17 protein-coding genes are annotated in these 17946 nt (G+C 61.8%); 12 read left to right on the top strand and 5 right to left on the bottom strand.

Going from position 1 to position 17946, the window contains the following annotated elements; all coding sequences use genetic code 11:
- The first annotated feature begins 7 nt into the window (after positions 1 to 7).
- From C5F70_RS20600 to cysN, 3 genes are all read left to right on the top strand, one after another.
- Positions 8 to 766, top strand: a complete 759-nt coding sequence (locus C5F70_RS20600) for a Nif3-like dinuclear metal center hexameric protein (protein ID WP_104903966.1) — start codon at positions 8 to 10, stop codon at positions 764 to 766.
- Positions 767 to 946: 180 nt separating this feature from the next.
- Positions 947 to 1864 carry a sulfate adenylyltransferase subunit CysD gene (gene cysD / locus C5F70_RS20595; protein ID WP_010565604.1) on the top strand — a complete coding sequence of 306 codons (918 nt, stop codon included), beginning with the start codon at positions 947 to 949 and terminating at the stop codon, positions 1862 to 1864.
- Positions 1865 to 1873: 9 nt separating this feature from the next.
- Complete coding sequence (cysN, locus tag C5F70_RS20590; protein ID WP_104903965.1) at positions 1874 to 3772, top strand: sulfate adenylyltransferase subunit CysN; 1899 nt, start codon at positions 1874 to 1876, stop codon at positions 3770 to 3772.
- Between the two features lie 177 nt (positions 3773 to 3949).
- Here the strand turns inward: cysN and C5F70_RS20585 are convergent, their stop codons facing one another.
- The 3 genes from C5F70_RS20585 to C5F70_RS20575 all read right to left on the bottom strand — a co-directional run bounded on the left by C5F70_RS20585 (position 3950) and on the right by C5F70_RS20575 (position 7319).
- On the bottom strand, positions 3950 to 4849 hold the full coding sequence (locus tag C5F70_RS20585; RefSeq protein ID WP_017845496.1) for an acyltransferase: 900 nt from the start codon (positions 4847 to 4849) through the stop codon (positions 3950 to 3952).
- A complete protein-coding gene (gene pta, locus C5F70_RS20580) occupies positions 4850 to 6949 on the bottom strand; it encodes a phosphate acetyltransferase (RefSeq protein WP_017845495.1) in 2100 nt (699 codons plus the stop codon). It lies immediately after the preceding gene.
- 79 nt (positions 6950 to 7028) lie between these two features.
- Positions 7029 to 7319 carry a DUF3565 domain-containing protein gene (locus C5F70_RS20575; RefSeq protein WP_046384743.1) on the bottom strand — a complete coding sequence of 97 codons (291 nt, stop codon included), beginning with the start codon at positions 7317 to 7319 and terminating at the stop codon, positions 7029 to 7031.
- Between C5F70_RS20575 and C5F70_RS20570 the strand changes: the two genes are divergently transcribed.
- Positions 7318 to 7803 (top strand): peptidylprolyl isomerase, encoded by a 486-nt coding sequence (locus tag C5F70_RS20570; RefSeq protein WP_017845493.1) that lies wholly within the window; start codon positions 7318 to 7320, stop codon positions 7801 to 7803. The two genes, C5F70_RS20575 and C5F70_RS20570, sit on opposite strands and share 2 nt — an antisense overlap.
- Positions 7804 to 7967: 164 nt before the next feature.
- On the opposite strand, the gene rpsT is transcribed toward C5F70_RS20570, so the two are convergent.
- Positions 7968 to 8246, bottom strand: coding sequence for a 30S ribosomal protein S20 (gene rpsT, locus C5F70_RS20565; RefSeq protein WP_003215870.1), 279 nt, complete (start codon positions 8244 to 8246; stop codon positions 7968 to 7970).
- Positions 8247 to 8499: 253 nt separating this feature from the next.
- Between rpsT and murJ the strand changes: the two genes are divergently transcribed.
- The 6 genes from murJ to ispH all read left to right on the top strand — a co-directional run bounded on the left by murJ (position 8500) and on the right by ispH (position 15975).
- The gene (gene murJ / locus C5F70_RS20560; protein ID WP_017845492.1) at positions 8500 to 10038 is read left to right on the top strand and encodes a murein biosynthesis integral membrane protein MurJ; all 1539 of its coding nucleotides are present in this window, start codon (positions 8500 to 8502) and stop codon (positions 10036 to 10038) included.
- Positions 10039 to 10158: 120 nt separating this feature from the next.
- Positions 10159 to 11097 carry a bifunctional riboflavin kinase/FAD synthetase gene (ribF, locus tag C5F70_RS20555; protein ID WP_017845491.1) on the top strand — a complete coding sequence of 313 codons (939 nt, stop codon included), beginning with the start codon at positions 10159 to 10161 and terminating at the stop codon, positions 11095 to 11097.
- Between the two features lie 14 nt (positions 11098 to 11111).
- Positions 11112 to 13943 carry an isoleucine--tRNA ligase gene (ileS, locus tag C5F70_RS20550; protein WP_104903964.1) on the top strand — a complete coding sequence of 944 codons (2832 nt, stop codon included), beginning with the start codon at positions 11112 to 11114 and terminating at the stop codon, positions 13941 to 13943.
- Entirely contained in the window at positions 13936 to 14445 is a 510-nt protein-coding gene (gene lspA / locus C5F70_RS20545; protein WP_017845489.1) for a signal peptidase II, read from the top strand. The genes ileS and lspA overlap by 8 nt, the downstream gene beginning before the upstream one ends.
- A 7-nt stretch (positions 14446 to 14452) precedes the next feature.
- Positions 14453 to 14890 carry an FKBP-type peptidyl-prolyl cis-trans isomerase gene (gene fkpB / locus C5F70_RS20540; RefSeq protein ID WP_169850802.1) on the top strand — a complete coding sequence of 146 codons (438 nt, stop codon included), beginning with the start codon at positions 14453 to 14455 and terminating at the stop codon, positions 14888 to 14890.
- A gap of 137 nt (positions 14891 to 15027) precedes the next feature.
- Complete coding sequence (gene ispH, locus C5F70_RS20535; RefSeq protein ID WP_017845487.1) at positions 15028 to 15975, top strand: 4-hydroxy-3-methylbut-2-enyl diphosphate reductase; 948 nt, start codon at positions 15028 to 15030, stop codon at positions 15973 to 15975.
- On the opposite strand, the gene C5F70_RS20530 is transcribed toward ispH, so the two are convergent.
- Complete coding sequence (locus C5F70_RS20530; RefSeq protein ID WP_104903963.1) at positions 15929 to 16510, bottom strand: GspH/FimT family protein; 582 nt, start codon at positions 16508 to 16510, stop codon at positions 15929 to 15931. The genes ispH and C5F70_RS20530 overlap by 47 nt on opposite strands.
- A 204-nt stretch (positions 16511 to 16714) precedes the next feature.
- On the opposite strand from C5F70_RS20530, the gene pilV reads away from it, so the two are divergent.
- Together pilV and C5F70_RS20520 are read left to right on the top strand one after the other, a co-directional pair.
- Entirely contained in the window at positions 16715 to 17200 is a 486-nt protein-coding gene (pilV, locus tag C5F70_RS20525; protein ID WP_032804232.1) for a type IV pilus modification protein PilV, read from the top strand.
- Positions 17197 to 17904 (top strand): PilW family protein, encoded by a 708-nt coding sequence (locus C5F70_RS20520; RefSeq protein WP_104903962.1) that lies wholly within the window; start codon positions 17197 to 17199, stop codon positions 17902 to 17904. The genes pilV and C5F70_RS20520 overlap by 4 nt, the downstream gene beginning before the upstream one ends.
- The last annotated feature ends 42 nt before the right edge of the window (positions 17905 to 17946 follow it).

The raw sequence follows: 17946 nt of genomic DNA, 5'->3' as shown, positions 1-17946 counted from the left end.
GTCTTTTATGGCCGTTGCTTTGAGCACCCTCGTCGAGGAAGCGGACCGCTACCTTGGCAGCGCAAAAATTGCCGATTACTGCCCCAACGGCCTGCAGGTCGAGGGGCGCCCGCAGGTGATGCGTATCGTCAGCGGCGTCACCGCCAGCCAGGCATTGCTGGACGCCGCCGTCGAGGCCCAGGCCGACCTGGTGCTGGTCCACCACGGTTATTTCTGGAAGGGCGAGAACCCGTGCATCACCGGCATGAAGCAGCGCCGCCTGAAGACCCTGCTCAAGCACGACATCAGCCTGCTGGCCTACCACCTGCCGCTGGACTTGCACGCCGAGGTCGGCAACAACGTACAGCTTGCTCGGCAGTTGGACGTCACCGTCGAAGGCCCGCTGGACCCGGCCGACCTCAAGATCGTCGGGCTGGTCGGCTCCCTCGCCGAGCCGCTGTCGCCGCGTGACTTCGCCCACCGCGTGCAGAGCGTGTTGGGGCGCGAGCCGCTGCTGATCGAAGGCAGCGAGATGATCCGCCGCGTCGGCTGGTGTACCGGCGGTGGCCAGGGTTACATCGATCAGGCGATTGCGGCCGGCGTCGACCTGTACCTGAGCGGCGAAGCCTCCGAACAGACCTTCCACAGCGCCCGCGAAAACGACATCAGCTTTATCGCCGCCGGCCATCACGCCACCGAGCGTTACGGTGTGCAGGCGTTGGGCGATTACCTGGCGCGGCGTTTCGCCCTGGAGCATTTGTTCATCGATTGTCCCAACCCGATCTAACGCACACCACCCTCCCACATTTGGGAGGGTTCGGCCGCCCATCGCCGCCAAACCTCGGGGCATATCCATATACCGTTTCGATCTAGTCGGCGCCCTGAATAGAAGCAGGTGCTGTGCTAGCATGCCTCGCTCGAACACGGCCCGCTGGCCGTCCATAAGATCGTTTTTCCGTGAGTAGCCATGGTCGACAAACTGACGCATCTGAAACAGCTGGAGGCGGAAAGCATCCACATCATCCGCGAGGTCGCCGCCGAGTTCGACAACCCGGTGATGCTCTACTCGATCGGTAAAGACTCCGCCGTGATGCTGCACCTGGCACGCAAGGCCTTCTTCCCGGGCAAGCTGCCGTTCCCGGTGATGCACGTCGACACCCAGTGGAAATTCCAGGAGATGTACACGTTCCGCGACCGCATGGTTGAAGAACTGGGCCTGGACCTGATCACCCACGTCAACCCGGACGGTGTGGCGCAGGGCATCAACCCGTTCACCCACGGCAGCGCCAAGCACACCGACATCATGAAGACCGAAGGCCTCAAGCAGGCCCTGGACAAGTATGGTTTCGACGCAGCCTTCGGCGGTGCCCGTCGCGATGAAGAGAAATCCCGTGCCAAAGAGCGCGTGTACTCGTTCCGCGACAGCAAGCACCGCTGGGACCCGAAAAACCAGCGCCCGGAGCTGTGGAACGTCTATAACGGCAACGTCAACAAGGGCGAGTCGATCCGTGTGTTCCCGCTGTCCAACTGGACCGAACTGGACATCTGGCAGTACATCTACCTGGAAGGCATCCCGATCGTGCCGCTGTACTTCGCCGCCGAGCGCGATGTGATCGAGAAAAACGGCACGTTGATCATGATCGACGACGACCGCATCCTCGAGCACTTGTCCGACGAAGACAAAGCCCGCATCGTCAAAAAGAAAGTCCGTTTCCGTACCCTTGGCTGCTACCCGTTGACGGGCGCGGTGGAGTCCGAAGCGGAGACGCTGACGGACATCATTCAGGAAATGCTCCTGACGCGAACTTCCGAGCGCCAGGGCCGGGTCATCGACCACGATGGTGCCGGCTCGATGGAAGATAAAAAACGTCAAGGCTATTTCTAAGGGGTTGTCATGTCGCATCAATCTGATTTGATCAGCGAGGACATCCTCGCCTACCTGGGCCAGCACGAGCGCAAGGAAATGTTGCGCTTCCTGACCTGCGGCAACGTCGACGACGGCAAGAGCACCCTGATCGGGCGCCTGCTGCACGACTCCAAGATGATCTACGAAGATCACCTGGAAGCCATCACCCGCGATTCGAAGAAGGTCGGCACCACCGGTGACGACATCGACCTGGCTCTGCTGGTCGACGGCCTGCAGGCCGAGCGCGAGCAGGGCATCACCATCGATGTCGCCTACCGCTACTTCTCCACCGCCAAGCGTAAATTCATCATTGCCGACACCCCCGGCCATGAGCAGTACACCCGCAACATGGCCACCGGTGCGTCCACCTGTGACCTGGCGATCATCCTGGTCGACGCGCGCTACGGCGTGCAGACCCAGACCCGTCGCCACAGCTTCATTGCCTCGTTGCTGGGCATCAAGCACATCGTCGTCGCCATCAACAAGATGGACCTCAACGGTTTCGACGAAGGCGTATTCGAGCAGATCAAGGCCGACTACCTGAAGTTCGCCGACGGTATCGCCTTCAAGCCGAGCACCATGGCGTTCGTGCCGATGTCGGCGCTCAAGGGCGACAACGTGGTGAACAAGAGCGAGCGTTCGCCGTGGTACACCGGCCAGTCGCTGATGGAGATCCTCGAGACCGTCGAGATCGCCAACGACCGCAACTACACCGACCTGCGTTTCCCGGTGCAGTACGTCAACCGTCCGAACCTGAACTTCCGCGGTTTCGCCGGCACCCTGGCCAGCGGCATCGTCCACAAGGGCGACGAAGTCGTGGTGCTGCCGTCGGGCAAGAGCAGCCGCGTCAAATCCATCGTCACCTTCGACGGTGAACTGGAACACGCCGGTCCCGGCCAGGCCGTGACCCTGACCATGGAAGACGAGATCGACATCTCCCGTGGCGACCTGCTGGTGCATGCCGACAACGTGCCGCAAGTGACCGACGCCTTCGACGCCATGCTGGTGTGGATGGCCGAAGAGCCGATGCTGCCGGGCAAGAAATACGACATCAAGCGCGCCACCAGCTACGTGCCGGGTTCCATCACCAGCATCGTGCATCGCGTGGACGTGAACACCCTGGCCGAAGGCCCGGCGAGTTCGCTGCAGTTGAACGAAATCGGCCGGGTCAAGGTCAGCCTCGACGCCGCCATCGCCCTGGACGGTTACGCGAGCAACCGCACCACCGGCGCGTTCATCGTCATCGACCGCTTGACCAATGGCACCGTGGCCGCGGGCATGATCATCGCGCCGCCGGTCAGCCACGGCAGCGTTGCGCAGCACGGCAAGTTGGCCCATGTGGCCACCGAAGAGCGCGCCCAGCGCTTCGGCCAGCAGCCGGCCACCGTGTTGTTCAGCGGCTTGTCGGGCGCCGGCAAAAGCACCCTGGCCTATGCGGTTGAACGCAAGTTGTTCGACATGGGCCGCGCGGTGTTTGTACTGGATGGCCAGAACCTGCGCCACGACCTGAACAAAGGCTTGCCGCAGGATCGCGTCGGGCGTACCGAGAACTGGCGTCGTGCGGCTCACGTCGCGCGCCAGTTCAACGAAGCCGGCCTGCTGACCCTGGCCGCGTTCGTTGCGCCGGATGCCGAAGGGCGTGAACAGGCCAAGGCACTGATCGGTGCCGACCGCTTGCTGACGGTCTACGTGCAGGCTTCGCCGCTGGTGTGCGCCGAGCGCGATCCACAAGGCTTGTACGCGGCCGGTGGGGATAACATCCCTGGCGAGTCCTTCCCCTACGACGTGCCGTTGAATGCCGATCTGGTGATCGACACCCAGGCCCTGTCGCTGGAAGACAGCGTCAAGCAAGTGCTGGAGCTGTTGCGTCAGCGCGGCGCGATCTAAACCTCGCCGCTACAAAAAAGCCCGCCACCGAGTGATCGGTGGCGGGCTTTTTCACATCCTCAAGATCGGGCTCGGTCAAATGTGGGAGGGGGCTTGCCCCCGATTGCAGAGTGTCAGTCAGAGCATCGGGTGACTGAACCACCGCTATCGGGGGCAAGCCCCCCTCCCACCTTTTGATCAGTGGCGGCCTGGGTAGTCGGTGTGCAACTGTTCCAGCAGCGCATCCTTGTCTTCCCACAACCGGTTGATCCAGGCCTGGAACGCCAGCCGATACTCACTATCCTGCTCATAATTCTTGCCAATGAACTCGGCCGGAATCTGCACTTCTTCGAACTGCACCACCACGTCTTGCACATTCCCACACAACAAGTCCCAGTAGCCTGGGCGCCCGGCGGGGTAGTGGATGGTCACATTGACCAACGACTTGAGCTGCTCACCCATGGCATCCAGCACAAACGCGATACCGCCAGCCTTGGGCTTGAGCAGGTAGCGAAACGGCGACTTCTGCTGCGCATGCTTGCCGACGGTAAACCGCGTGCCTTCGGCAAAGTTGAAAATGCCCACAGGGTTGGCGCGAAACTTCGCGCAGGTCTTGCGGGTGGTTTCCAGGTCCTTGCCTTTCTTCTCCGGGTGTTTTTCCAGGTAGGCCTTGGAGTAGCGCTTCATGAACGGAAAGCCCAACGCCCACCAGGCCAGGCCAATCACCGGCACCCAGATCAGTTCCTGCTTGAGAAAGAACTTCAGCGGGCGAATCCGGCGATTGAGCACGTATTGCAGGACCATGATGTCGACCCAGCTCTGGTGGTTGCTGGTCACCAGATAAGAGTGCTGGTAGTCCAGCCCTTCCAGGCCTTTGAGGTGCCAGCGGGTGCGCCGCACCAGGTTCATCCACGCCTTGTTGTTGCTGATCCAGGCTTCATGGGTGTGGTTCATCAGCCATTCGCTGAAACGTTTGGCGAACGGCAGGGCCTTGAACAGCGCGACGATGAACAGGAACGAACACAGCAGGATCGTGTTCAGCGCCAGCAGCAACGACGCGATTACCCCGCGCACGGCGGCAGGTAGAAAATCCAGCATTTAGATATCCATAGGTCGGTTGGCGGCTTGAATCGCGGTCAGGGCGATGGTGTACACAATGTCGTCGACCTGGGCGCCGCGCGGCAGGTCGTTCACCGGTTTGCGCAGGCCCTGGAGCATCGGCCCGAGGCTGACGCAATCGGCGCTGCGTTGTACCGCCTTGTGGGTGGTATTGCCGGTGTTCAGGTCGGGGAACACGAAGACCGTGGCCTTGCCCGCCACCAGGCTGTTGGGCGCCAGTTGCCGGGCGACGGTTTCGTTGGCGGCGGCATCGTATTGCAACGGGCCGTCGATCAGCAGCGAACTTTGCTGTTCATGGGCGAGCAGGGTGGCTTCGCGGACTTTTTCCACCTCTTCGCCGCTGGCCGACTCACCGCTGGAATAGCTGATCATCGCCACCCGCGGGGTGATACCGAACGCGGCCGCCGAGTCGGCGCTCTGCAGGGCGATTTCCGCCAGTTCGACGGCGCTCGGGTGCGGGTTCATCACACAGTCGCCGTACACCAGCACCTGTTCGGGGAACAGCATGAAGAACACCGACGACACCAGGGTGCAGCCCGGCGCGGTCTTGATCAGTTGCAGGGCCGGGCGGATGGTGTTCGCGGTGGAGTGGATAACGCCGGAGACCAGGCCGTCGACTTCATCCAGGGCGAGCATCATGGTCGCGATCACCACGGTGTCTTCGAGCTGCTGTTCGGCCATCGGCGCGTTGAGGCTTTTGCTTTTGCGCAACGCGACCATCGGTTCGACATAACGCTCGCGGATCAGGTCCGGGTCGAGAATCTCCAGGCCTTCGGGCAATTCGATGCCCTGGGCGCGGGCGACCGCTTCGACGTCCGCCGGCTTGGCCAGCAACACGCAGCGGGCAATGCCACGGGCCTGGCAGATCGCGGCGGCTTGCACGGTCAACGGCTCGCTGCCTTCGGGCAGGACAATGCGCTTGTTGGCGGCCTGGGCGCGTTGGATCAACTGGTAGCGGAACACTGCCGGCGACAGGCGCATCTCCCGTGGCGTGCCGCAGCGTTGGTGCAGCCAGCGCGCATCGAGGTGGCTGGCGACGAAATCGGTGATGATCTCGGCCCGCTCGCGGTCATCGATGGGAATTTCCTTGTTCAGGTTGTTGAGCAGGTTCGCTGTCTCGTAGGAACCGGTACTCACCGACAGCACCGGCAGCCCGGCCTGAAAGGCGCCTCGGCAGAGGTCCATGATGCGCGGGTCGGGCAGGGTGTCGCTGGTCAGCAGCAGGCCGGCCAGGGGCACGCCGTTGATCGCCGCCAGGCTGACGGCGAGGATGATGTCGTCGCGGTCACCCGGTGTCACCACCAGCACGCCCGGCTTGAGCAGTTCCACGGTGTTGCGCATGGTGCGGGCGCAGATGATGATCTTGGTCATGCGCCGGGTTTCGTAATCCCCGGCGTTGAGGATCTGCGCGCTCATCAGGTCGGCGACGTCACGGGTGCGCGGCGCGTTGAGTTCGGGCTGGAAAGGAATGCAGCCGAGCAGGCGGAAATCCCCGCTGCGCAGCAACGGCGAATGCTCCTTGAGGCGCGCCGAGAAGGCCTCCATGCTTTCATCGGTGCGTACCTTGTTGAGGATCACGCCGAGCACTTTCGGGTCCTTCGGGCCGCCGAACAGTTGGGCCTGCAGCTCCACGCGGCCGGAGAGTTCGGTGAGCACTTCGTTTTCCGGCGCCGAGACCAGGATCACTTCCGCATCCAGGCTCTTGGCCAGGTGCAGGTTGACCCGCGCCGCATAGCTGGCGCTGCGGGTCGGCACCATGCCTTCGACGATCAGCACGTCCTTGCCCACGGCGGCCTGCTGATACAGGGTGATGATTTCTTCGAGCAACTCGTCGAGCTGGCCGTCGCCGAGCATCCGCTCGACATGGGCCAGGCCCAGGGGCTGCGGCGGTTTGAGGCCGTGGGTGCGCGCCACCAGCTCGGTGGAGCGTTCGGGGCCGGTGTCGCCGGGGTGCGGCTGGGCAATCGGTTTGAAGAAGCCGACTTTCAATCCGGCACGTTCAAGGGTGCGGACCAGCCCAAGGCTGATAGAGGTCAGACCCACACCAAAATCGGTGGGCGCGATAAAAAAAGTCTGCATGCGAATTCTCTGGAGGTGCATGGCTTCGGTGGCGCTCTATGGTTGAGTGCCTACCGGGAATCAGGCGCCAAGGTTATCGTTATTCGCGCTCCTGCGCACACCAGCCGCAGGCAAAGGGCTGGCCTATTTTTTCCAGGCGGCGTGCGGGGTCGAGCACCCAGGCGCGCGATTGCCAGGGCGGCTGGTGGCGCAGGTGCTGGGTGTGGCCGCAGGACAGCTCGGCAACCCAGTGCCGGTCGTCGTCCTGGTGGAATCCGATGATGACGACGGCCGTTGATTGGTCCCGTCCGTCCGGGTTCTGTTCGCTTTCGGGCAAATCCTTGTTTAGACTTGTCCGTTCTTCATTCTTATGCAAAAGGTCTCGCCCCATGACGATCGCCGCTAACAAGGCTGTCTCCATCGACTATACCCTGACCAACGACGCTGGTGAGGTCATCGACAGCTCAGCCGGCGGCGCGCCGCTGGTCTACCTGCAAGGCGCAGGCAACATTATCCCGGGCCTGGAAAACGCCCTGGTCGGCAAGAGCGTCGGTGATGAACTGACCGTTGTCGTAGAGCCTGAAAATGCTTACGGCGAATACTCCGCCGAACTGGTCAGCACCCTGAGCCGCAGCATGTTCGAAGGTGTCGACGAACTGGAAGTGGGCATGCAGTTCCACGCTTCCGCGCCGGACGGCCAAATGCAGATCGTCACCATCCGTGATCTGGACGGCGACGACGTCACTGTCGACGGTAACCACCCTCTGGCAGGCCAGCGCCTGAACTTCCAAGTGAAGATCGTTGCCATCCGCGACGCTTCCCAGGAAGAAGTCGCTCACGGCCACGTCCACGGTGAAGGCGGTCATCACCATTGATCGATGTTTTGATCAGGTGGTAGCAAAAACGCCCCGACTGGTTCGGGGCGTTTTTTTGTGCGTGCAATAAAGATGTATGGCGCCCAAACAAAAATGCCCCGGACCTTTCGGTACGGGGCATTTCTTAACTGTTACGCAGGTAAACCTGCGTGGCAGTTTATCGCTTAGGCTGCAGCAGCAAGGTTCAGAGCCTTGATGTGGCCGTTCAGGCGACCTTTATGGCGAGCAGCTTTGTTCTTGTGGATGATGCCTTTATCGGCCATACGGTCGATAACTGGCACAGCCAGAACGTAAGCAGCTTGAGCTTTTTCAGCGTCTTTTGCGTCAATGGCCTTAACTACATTCTTGATGTAGGTACGAACCATGGAACGCAGGCTGGCGTTGTGGCTGCGACGCTTCTCAGCCTGTTTTGCACGTTTTTTGGCGGAAGGTGTGTTGGCCACCGTCGAGCTCCTCGAAAGACTTTTTAGGAAATAGCAAACAAAATAGGCCGCGAATCATGCCGATGAGTTGATGGGTTGTCAAGGGCGGTTGATGCGAACTGCTGAGTGGTCGATCTGAAGAGGCGGGTGATTTATTTCCGGCGCTTGACCTGTAAACTCGCGAGCTTTGGCGCTGTGCTGTTGCAGGCGCGCAGTATCGCATAAGTAGGCGCGTAGTTCGCCTGCTCTTTATCTATAGGCGCAAACTCTTTCAATGAATCTGCTCAAATCGTTGGCTGCCGTCAGCTCAATCACGATGATTTCCCGGGTATTGGGGTTTGTGCGTGACACCTTGTTGGCACGCATTTTCGGCGCCAGCATGGCCACGGATGCGTTCTTCATTGCCTTTAAACTGCCCAACCTGTTGCGGCGGATCTTCGCCGAGGGCGCGTTTTCCCAGGCGTTCGTGCCGATTCTGGCGGAATACAAGACGCAGCAGGGCGAGGAGGCGACCCGCACATTCATCGCCTATGTCTCGGGCTTGCTGACCCTGGTGTTGATGCTGGTGACTGTGGCCGGCATGCTCGCCGCGCCGTGGGTGATCTGGGCCACGGCGCCTGGTTTTGCCAATACGCCGGAAAGATTCGCACTGACCACTGATCTGCTGCGGGTGACTTTCCCCTACATATTGCTGATTTCCCTGTCATCCCTGGCTGGCGCCATCCTCAATACCTGGAACCGTTTCTCGGTGCCGGCGTTCGTGCCGACCCTGCTTAACGTCAGCATGATTATTTTCGCGCTGTTCCTCACTCCCTACTTCGATCCGCCGGTCATGGCCCTGGGCTGGGCCGTCCTGGCCGGCGGCCTGGCGCAATTGCTCTACCAACTGCCGCACCTGAAAAAGATCGGCATGCTCGTGTTGCCGCGCCTGAACCTCAAGGACACCGGCGTCTGGCGTGTGATGCGCAATATGCTGCCGGCGATCCTCGGGGTGTCGGTCAGCCAGATTTCGCTGATCATCAACACGGCGTTCGCCTCATTGCTGGTGTCCGGTTCGGTGTCGTGGATGTACTACGCCGATCGCTTGATGGAGCTGCCGTCCGGCGTCCTCGGCGTGGCCCTGGGCACGATTCTGCTGCCGACGCTGGCGCGTACTTACGCGAGCAAGGACCGCCATGAATACTCGCGCATTCTCGATTGGGGCCTGCGCCTGTGCTTCGTGCTGGTGTTGCCGTGCTCCCTGGCCCTGGGAATCCTCGCCGAGCCGCTGACGGTGTCGTTGTTCCAGTACGGGCAATTCGGCGCACACGATGCCTTGATGACTCAGCGCGCGCTGATCGCTTACTCGGTCGGTCTGCTTGGGATTATCGTGATCAAAGTGCTGGCGCCGGGGTTCTACGCCCAGCAAAACATCCGCACGCCGGTGAAGATCGCGATCTTCACGCTGGTCGTCACGCAACTGCTCAACCTGGTGTTCATCGGCCCGCTGGCGCATGCCGGCCTGGCCCTGGCCATCAGCGCTGGTGCTTGTATCAATGCCGGCCTGCTGTTTTACCAGCTGCGCAAACAGCAGATGTTCCAGCCGCAGCCTGGCTGGGGCATGTTTGCCCTCAAGCTGCTGGTGGCGGTGGCGATGATGTCGGCGGTATTGCTGGGCCTGATGCACTTCATGCCGGCCTGGGATCAAGGCCATATGCTCGAGCGTTTCTTGCGCCTGGGCGTGCTGGTGGTGGCGGGCGTGGTGGTGTACTTCGGGATGTTGCTGCTGCAAGGTTTCCGCCTGCGGGATTTCAATCGCAAGGCGCTGGGTTAGCGAGTTTGCCGCGATAAAACCGGTGTTTTATCGATTCCATCCATTTTGCCCTGCGCTGTTGCCTGTGATCCGGGGCCGGGTGTGGTTATAATCGACCACTTTATGAGCAAGAAGCGCGTTATGCAGCTGGTTCGAGGTCTCCACAACCTGCGCCCCCAGCATCGGGGCTGCGTCGCCACTATTGGCAACTTTGACGGTGTACACCGTGGCCACCAGGCTATCCTGGCCCGGCTGCGCGAGCGCGCGGTCGAGTTGGGCGTGCCCAGCTGCGTGGTGATTTTTGAGCCACAGCCGCGGGAATTCTTTACCCCGGAAACGGCGCCAGCGCGCCTGGCCCGCTTGCGCGACAAGCTGCAACTGTTGGCCGAGGAGGGCGTGGACCGTGTGCTGTGCCTGGCCTTCAACCAGCGTTTGCGCAGCCTCAGCGCCGCCGAGTTCGTCGACCGTATCCTGGTGGATGGCTTGGGCGTACAGCACCTGGAGGTCGGCGACGACTTCCGTTTCGGCTGTGATCGGGTCGGCGATTTCGATTTTCTGCAGCACGCCGGCGTAACCCAGGGTTTTACCGTCGAAGCCGCGCAAACCGTCGAACTGGACGGCCTGCGCGTGAGCAGTACCCAGGTGCGTAATGCGCTGGCCGCTGCCGACTTCGCCTTGGCCGAGCGTTTGCTCGGTCGCCCGTTCCGCATTGCCGGGCGGGTATTGCACGGCCAGAAGCTGGCGCGCCAACTGGGCACGCCAACCGCCAACGTGCAGCTCAAGCGCCGTCGTGTGCCGCTGACCGGGGTTTACCTGGTGAGCGTCGACATCGACGGCCAATCGTGGCCGGGAGTCGCCAATATAGGCGTCAGGCCCACGGTTGCAGGTGATGGCAAGGCCCACCTGGAAGTTCACCTTTTGGATTTTGCCGGTGATCTGTATGACCGGCGTTTGACGGTGGTTTTCCACCAAAAGCTGCGTGAAGAGCAGCGTTTCGCCTCCCTCGAGGCGTTGAAAACGGCGATCAATGCGGATGTCGCCGCCGCCCGTGCCCTAGCCGCACCTAGCGCCCATCGCTAACCGAAGAGCCTTAAATGACCGACTATAAAGCCACGCTAAACCTTCCGGACACCGCCTTCCCAATGAAGGCCGGCCTGCCACAGCGCGAACCGCAGATCCTGCAGCGCTGGGACAGTATTGGCCTGTACGGAAAGTTGCGCGAAATTGGCAAGGATCGTCCGAAATTCGTCCTGCACGACGGCCCTCCTTATGCCAACGGCACGATTCACATCGGTCATGCGCTGAACAAGATTCTCAAGGACATGATCGTCCGCTCGAAGACCCTGTCGGGCTTCGACGCGCCGTATGTCCCGGGTTGGGATTGCCATGGCCTGCCGATCGAACACAAAGTCGAAGTGACCCACGGCAAGAACCTGGGCGCCGATAAAACCCGCGAACTGTGCCGTGCCTACGCCACCGAGCAGATCGAAGGGCAGAAGTCCGAGTTCATCCGCTTGGGTGTCCTGGGCGACTGGGCCAATCCCTACAAGACCATGGACTTCAAGAACGAGGCCGGTGAAATCCGCGCCTTGGCCGAAATCGTCAAGGGCGGTTTCGTGTTCAAGGGCCTCAAGCCCGTGAACTGGTGCTTCGACTGCGGTTCGGCCCTGGCTGAAGCGGAAGTCGAGTACGAAGACAAGAAGTCCTCGACCATCGACGTGGCCTTCCCGATTGCCGACGACGCCAAGCTGGCCGCGGCCTTTGGCCTGGCAAGCCTGGCCAAGCCAGCCGCCATCGTGATCTGGACCACCACCCCGTGGACCATCCCCGCCAACCAGGCGCTGAACGTCCACCCGGAATTCACCTACGCCCTGGTGGATGTCGGTGATCGCCTGCTGGTGCTGGCCGAAGAGATGGTCGAAGCCTGCCTGGCGCGTTACGCGCTGGAAGGTTCGGTGATCGCCACCACCACCGGTTCCGCGCTGGAACTGATCAACTTCCGTCACCCGTTCTACGACCGCCTGTCGCCGGTGTACCTGGCTGACTACGTTGAACTGGGCGCCGGCACCGGCATCGTTCACTCCGCGCCTGCTTACGGCGTAGACGACTTCGTGACCTGCAAGGCCTACGGCATGGTCAACGACGACATCTTGAACCCGGTGCAGAGCAACGGTGTTTATGCGCCGTCCCTGGAATTCTTCGGTGGCCAGTTCATCTTCAAGGCCAACCAGCCGATCATCGACAGGCTGTCGGAAGTCGGCGCGCTGCTGCACACCGAGACCATCAAGCACAGCTACATGCACTGCTGGCGCCACAAGACCCCGCTGATCTACCGCGCCACCGCGCAGTGGTTCATCGGCATGGATAAAGAACCGACCAGCGGCGAAACCCTGCGTAACCGCGCGATCAAAGCCATCGAAGACACCAAGTTCGTCCCGGCCTGGGGCCAGGCGCGCCTGCACTCGATGATCGCCAACCGTCCGGACTGGTGCATCTCCCGCCAGCGCAACTGGGGCGTGCCGATCCCGTTCTTCCTCAACAAGGAAAGCGGCGAGCTGCACCCGCGTACCGTCGAGCTGATGGAAGTCGTGGCCCAGCGCGTTGAGCAGGAAGGCATCGAAGCCTGGTTCAAGCTGGACGCCGCCGAGCTGTTGGGCGACGAAGCGCCGCTGTACGACAAGATCAGCGACACCCTCGACGTGTGGTTCGACTCCGGCACCACCCATTGGCACGTGCTGCGCGGTTCGCACCCGATGGGGCATGCGGCCGGCCCGCGCGCCGACCTGTACCTGGAAGGTTCGGACCAGCACCGCGGCTGGTTCCACTCGTCGCTTTTGACCGGTTGCGCCATCGACGACCACGCACCGTACCGCGAACTGCTGACCCACGGTTTCACCGTCGACGAAAACGGCCGCAAGATGTCCAAGTCCCTGGGCAACGTGATCGCGCCGCAAAAGGTCAACGACACCCTGGGCGCCGACATCATGCGTCTGTGGGTGGCCTCGACCGATTATTCGGGCGAGATGGCCGTGTCGGAGCAGATCCTGCAGCGTAGCGCCGATGCCTACCGCCGTATCCGCAATACCGCACGCTTCATGCTGTCGAACCTGACCGGTTTCAACCCGGCCACCGACATCCTGCCGGCCGAGGACATGCTCGCCCTGGACCGTTGGGCCGTGGACCGTACCCTGTTGCTGCAGCGCGAGTTGCAAGAGCACTACGGCGAATACCGCTTCTGGAACGTCTACTCGAAGATCCACAACTTCTGCGTGCAGGAGCTGGGCGGTTTCTACCTCGACATCATCAAGGACCGCCAGTACACCACCGGCGTCAACAGCAAGGCGCGCCGCTCGGCGCAGACCGCGCTGTACCACATCTCCGAAGCGCTGGTGCGCTGGATCGCACCGATCCTGGCCTTCACCGCCGACGAACTGTGGGAATACCTGCCGGGCGAGCGCAACGAATCGGTGATGCTCAACACTTGGTACGAAGGCCTGACCGAACTGCCGGCCGACTTCGAACTGGGCCGCGAGTACTGGGACGGCGTGATGGCGGTGAAAGTGGCCGTGAACAAGGAGCTGGAAGTGCAGCGCGCGGCCAAGGCCGTCGGTGGCAACCTGCAAGCCGAAGTCACTCTGTTTGCCGAGGAAGGCCTGAGCGCCGACCTGGCCAAGCTGAGCAACGAACTGCGCTTCGTGCTGATCACCTCCACCGCGAGCCTGGCGCCATTCGCCCAGGCCCCGGCGGACGCCGTGGCCACCGAAGTGCCTGGCCTGAAGCTCAAAGTCGTCAAGTCGGCCTTCCCCAAGTGCGCCCGTTGCTGGCACTGCCGTGAAGATGTCGGCGTGAACCCTGAGCATCCGGAAATCTGCGGTCGTTGCGTCGACAACATCAGCGGTGCCGGCGAGGTTCGTCACTATGCCTAACGCCAGTCGTTTCGGACGTCTTGGCTGGCTCGTATTGAGCGTGCTGGTCCTGGTCATCGACCAGGTCAGCAAGGCTCACTTCGAGGGCTCCCTGGAGATGTTCCAGCAGATCGTGGTGATCCCGGATTACTTCAGCTGGACGCTGGCCTATAACACCGGCGCGGCGTTCAGCTTCCTGGCCGATGGCGGCGGCTGGCAGCGCTGGTTGTTCGCCCTGATCGCCGTGGTGGTCAGTGCGGTGCTGGTGGTCTGGCTCAAGCGCCTGGGGCGCGATGACACCTGGCTGGCCATCGCCTTGGCGCTGGTGCTGGGTGGCGCGCTGGGCAACCTGTACGACCGCATCGCCCTGGGCCATGTGATCGACTTCATTCTGGTGCATTGGCAGAACCGCTGGTACTTCCCCGCGTTCAATTTTGCCGACAGCGCCATCACCGTCGGTGCAATCATGCTGGCACTCGATATGTTCAAAAGTAAGAAAACCGGAGAGACCGTTCATGACTGATCAGGTATTGGCTGAACAACGCATCGGCCAGAACACGGAAGTCACCTTGCATTTCGCATTGCGCCTGGAGAATGGCGACACGGTCGACAGCACGTTCGACAAATCCCCGGCGACCTTCAAGGTGGGCGATGGCAACCTGCTGCCGGGTTTTGAAGCGGCCTTGTTCGGCTTCAAGGCCGGCGACAAGCGCACCCTGCAGATCCTGCCGGAAAACGCCTTTGGCCAGCCCAACCCGCAAAACGTACAGATCATCCCGCGTTCGCAGTTCCAGGACATGGAGCTGTCGGAAGGCCTGCTGGTGATCTTCAACGATGCGGCGAATACCGAGCTGCCGGGTGTGGTCAAAGCCTTCGATGACGCGCAAGTGACCATCGACTTCAACCATCCGTTGGCCGGTAAAACCTTGACGTTTGACGTAGAAATCTTCGACGTTAAAGCGCTCTAACTGACAGAACCGGCTCCTGCGGGCGCTGGCTTGTGTGGGAGCTGGCTTGCCTGCGATGGCATCACCTCGGTGTACCTGATACACCGAGTCGACCGCATCGCAGGCAAGCCAGCTCCCACAAAGACACGAGGCACAGCATGCAAATCAAACTCGCCAACCCCCGTGGCTTCTGCGCCGGCGTGGACCGCGCGATCGAAATCGTCAACCGTGCCCTGGAAGTCTTCGGACCGCCGATTTATGTGCGCCATGAAGTCGTCCACAACAAATTCGTAGTCGAAGACTTGCGCGCTCGCGGCGCCATCTTTGTCGAAGAACTCGACCAGGTGCCGGACGACGTTATCGTTATCTTCAGCGCCCACGGCGTATCCCAGGCGGTGCGGACCGAAGCGGCAGGCCGCGGCCTGAAAGTGTTCGATGCTACCTGCCCATTGGTTACCAAGGTGCATATCGAAGTCGCGCGCTACAGCCGCGATGGCCGTGAATGCATCCTGATCGGCCACGCCGGCCACCCGGAAGTCGAAGGCACCATGGGCCAGTACGATGGCAGCAACGGTGGCGCGATCTACCTGGTGGAAGACGAAAAAGACGTTGCCAACCTGCAGGTACGCAACCCTGAGCGTTTGGCCTTCGTCACCCAGACCACGTTGTCGATGGACGACACCAGCCGAGTGATCGATGCCCTGCGCACACGCTTCCCGGCAATTGGCGGCCCACGCAAGGACGACATCTGCTACGCCACGCAAAACCGCCAGGACGCAGTCAAGCAACTGGCCGATGAATGTGATGTGGTGCTGGTTGTCGGCAGCCCTAACAGCTCCAACTCCAACCGCCTGCGTGAACTGGCTGAACGCATGGCCACGCCGGCGTACCTGATCGACGGCGCCGAGGACATGCAGCGCAGCTGGTTCGACGGCGTCGAGCGCATCGGTATCACTGCGGGCGCCTCGGCACCGGAAGTGCTGGTGCGCGGTGTGATCCAGCAGTTGCAGGCCTGGGGCGCTACCGGTGCCGATGAGTTGGCCGGTCGTGAGGAGAACATCACTTTCTCCATGCCCAAGGAGCTGCGGGTGCGTTCGCTGCTCTGAGTCCCAGGATGTTGAGCGAGCCCCGGCATAATGCCTGCTCGGTTTTATCCCGGCGCAGGCTGATGCGTCCGCTGGGGGCCAGCACCACTTGAAACAGGCTTTGTGCCTGATCCGTGGCGCATACATGCACGGTGCCGGCACGAAAGCCCCCGCCGGAAAAGACCGGCTCGCCCAGCCCGCTGAAGCGTACCTGGCTCCTGACCGGGCCATTGCCCACGATCGGTACGCGCCCATTGTCCTGGTGCTCCAGCAGTACGGGGTTATCGTCGTCCAGATGGCCGCGCCCGTTCAGGTCCACGATCACCCGCCAGCCCCGGCTCCAATCGTCGTCCAAGGCATGAATGACTACCGCCCGGTTGCGTGCGATGGCTTCGCTGCGCGCATAGCGCAGGCCGCCAACCAGAGACTGGGCCGCACTGTGTCGCTGCTGGGACTCCAGCAACCCCTTGAAACTGGGGACCGCCAGCTGCGCGAGGATGCCGCTCAGGATCAGCCCGAGCAGTAGTTCGATCAGGGTGAAGCCTCGTTGTGTCATGTGCGGTCCCTCCGTGGACGCGATGAATATTCAGGTGGCATGCCTAGGTATAGCGCTCCGGTCGTGGCGTTGAATGCTGGCCTTTATGTCCAAAGTATTTCCCTTTGTTCCGGGAGCGGCACAGGCCGAAAACCGCCGCTAGTCTTGGGCCGCACAGCAGGTTTTTCCTGCTTTTTCCGGCCTCTGACAGGGATGACGACGGTAATGCTTGCTTGCTCGACTGCTTTGTTTCGACCGGTGACTTCCCGCCACCAAACCGGCATGACCCTGATCGAGGTGGTGGTGGCGGTGCTGATTCTGGTGATCGGCCTGCTGGGCGCTGCGGTGGTCCAGCTCAATGCGCTCAAGTACACCGACAGTACGCGGATGACCAGCCAGGCCAGCTTCATCGCCTACGACATGCTGGACCGCATTCGCGCCAATGCTGGCGCCGACTATTCGTGGGTGCGAACCGAGCGCGCGCCACTGTTCACGTCGACGGGCAGCGTGCGCGACCTCGACCTGCACGATTTCGAGGCCAATATCATCGGTTTCGCCGGCGACAGCGGCAGTGGCTCGGTGCTCGTTCGTGCCGATGAGGTGACCGTGAGCATCAGTTGGGATGATGCCAGGGGGGCAAAAAAAGCCGGGGCGAGGGAAACGCTCACACTCACCAGCCGCATCGCCGATGAATCGCAGGTGTCGCAATGAATCGGCGGGTGCGGGGTTTCAGTGTGTTGGAGCTGCTGCTGGCGTTGACGCTCGGGTTGGTGCTGAGCCTTGGGTTCAGCCAAATCGCCATCAGCGCTCGAACCACCGATGCCAGCCAGCAGGCCGCCATGCTGCTGCAGGATGATGCGCGGTTTGCGCTCGGCAAGCTGATTCAGGACATTCGCCTGGCGGGCATGTTCGGTTGCCTGGCTACGGCATCGATCGAAGGTGCGCCGTTGGCTTTCGATCGACCAATCAGCTGGAGTGCCACGGGTGACGCAAGGTCGCTGACGCTGGTCAGCGCTGAGGTCGGCGAGGACGGCGGCACGCCGGATTGGACCGTATTGTCCGACTGCTCCGGCTCTGCCCACGCTTATGCCGGTACGCCACCACCCGCCGTGCCGGGGCAGATACGCTTTGCGATACGCCAGCTCACCTACACCTTCGAGGCTGGCCAGCTGAAAGTCAGTACCCCGTCAGCCCCGGCCAGGGCGGTGCTGGTGGACAACGTGCAGGCGTTCGAGATCAGTTTCGGCGTCGCAGCCAAGCCTGACTCGACGCCGGTGGTGGGTTATGACCCCGGCCCGGCCGACAATTCGCTGATACGCAGTGTACGCATCCGTTTGACGCTGCAAGACCCGGACGGGTTGGTGAAGGCGCAAACCTGGAGCGTGGTTGCAGCGCTGCGCAACCGGCTGGGGTAGGGCGACCATGGCAGGGTTTCGTATTGTTGAGCGACGGCAGGC

This window comes from Pseudomonas sp. LH1G9 (assembly GCF_002949975.1).
Taxonomy (GTDB): domain Bacteria; phylum Pseudomonadota; class Gammaproteobacteria; order Pseudomonadales; family Pseudomonadaceae; genus Aquipseudomonas; species Aquipseudomonas veronii.
The sequence above is the reverse complement of the archived record's forward strand: the minus strand, read 5'-3'. Positions and strand labels throughout refer to the sequence as shown.

Excerpts from the sequence above, each read along its gene's own strand:
- C5F70_RS20600 (WP_104903966.1), top strand. The coding sequence starts at position 8 with ATGGCCGTTGCTTTGAGCACCCTCGTCGAGGAAGCGGACCGCTACCTT.
- cysD (WP_010565604.1), top strand. The coding sequence starts at position 947 with ATGGTCGACAAACTGACGCATCTGAAACAGCTGGAGGCGGAAAGCATC.
- cysN (WP_104903965.1), top strand. The coding sequence starts at position 1,874 with ATGTCGCATCAATCTGATTTGATCAGCGAGGACATCCTCGCCTACCTG.
- C5F70_RS20585 (WP_017845496.1), bottom strand. The coding sequence starts at position 4,849 with ATGCTGGATTTTCTACCTGCCGCCGTGCGCGGGGTAATCGCGTCGTTG.
- pta (WP_017845495.1), bottom strand. The coding sequence starts at position 6,949 with ATGCAGACTTTTTTTATCGCGCCCACCGATTTTGGTGTGGGTCTGACC.
- C5F70_RS20570 (WP_017845493.1), top strand. The coding sequence starts at position 7,318 with ATGACGATCGCCGCTAACAAGGCTGTCTCCATCGACTATACCCTGACC.
- C5F70_RS20575 (WP_046384743.1), bottom strand. The coding sequence starts at position 7,319 with ATGGGGCGAGACCTTTTGCATAAGAATGAAGAACGGACAAGTCTAAAC.
- murJ (WP_017845492.1), top strand. The coding sequence starts at position 8,500 with ATGAATCTGCTCAAATCGTTGGCTGCCGTCAGCTCAATCACGATGATT.
- ribF (WP_017845491.1), top strand. The coding sequence starts at position 10,159 with ATGCAGCTGGTTCGAGGTCTCCACAACCTGCGCCCCCAGCATCGGGGC.
- ileS (WP_104903964.1), top strand. The coding sequence starts at position 11,112 with ATGACCGACTATAAAGCCACGCTAAACCTTCCGGACACCGCCTTCCCA.
- lspA (WP_017845489.1), top strand. The coding sequence starts at position 13,936 with ATGCCTAACGCCAGTCGTTTCGGACGTCTTGGCTGGCTCGTATTGAGC.
- ispH (WP_017845487.1), top strand. The coding sequence starts at position 15,028 with ATGCAAATCAAACTCGCCAACCCCCGTGGCTTCTGCGCCGGCGTGGAC.
- C5F70_RS20530 (WP_104903963.1), bottom strand. The coding sequence starts at position 16,510 with ATGACACAACGAGGCTTCACCCTGATCGAACTACTGCTCGGGCTGATC.
- pilV (WP_032804232.1), top strand. The coding sequence starts at position 16,715 with ATGCTTGCTTGCTCGACTGCTTTGTTTCGACCGGTGACTTCCCGCCAC.
- C5F70_RS20520 (WP_104903962.1), top strand. The coding sequence starts at position 17,197 with ATGAATCGGCGGGTGCGGGGTTTCAGTGTGTTGGAGCTGCTGCTGGCG.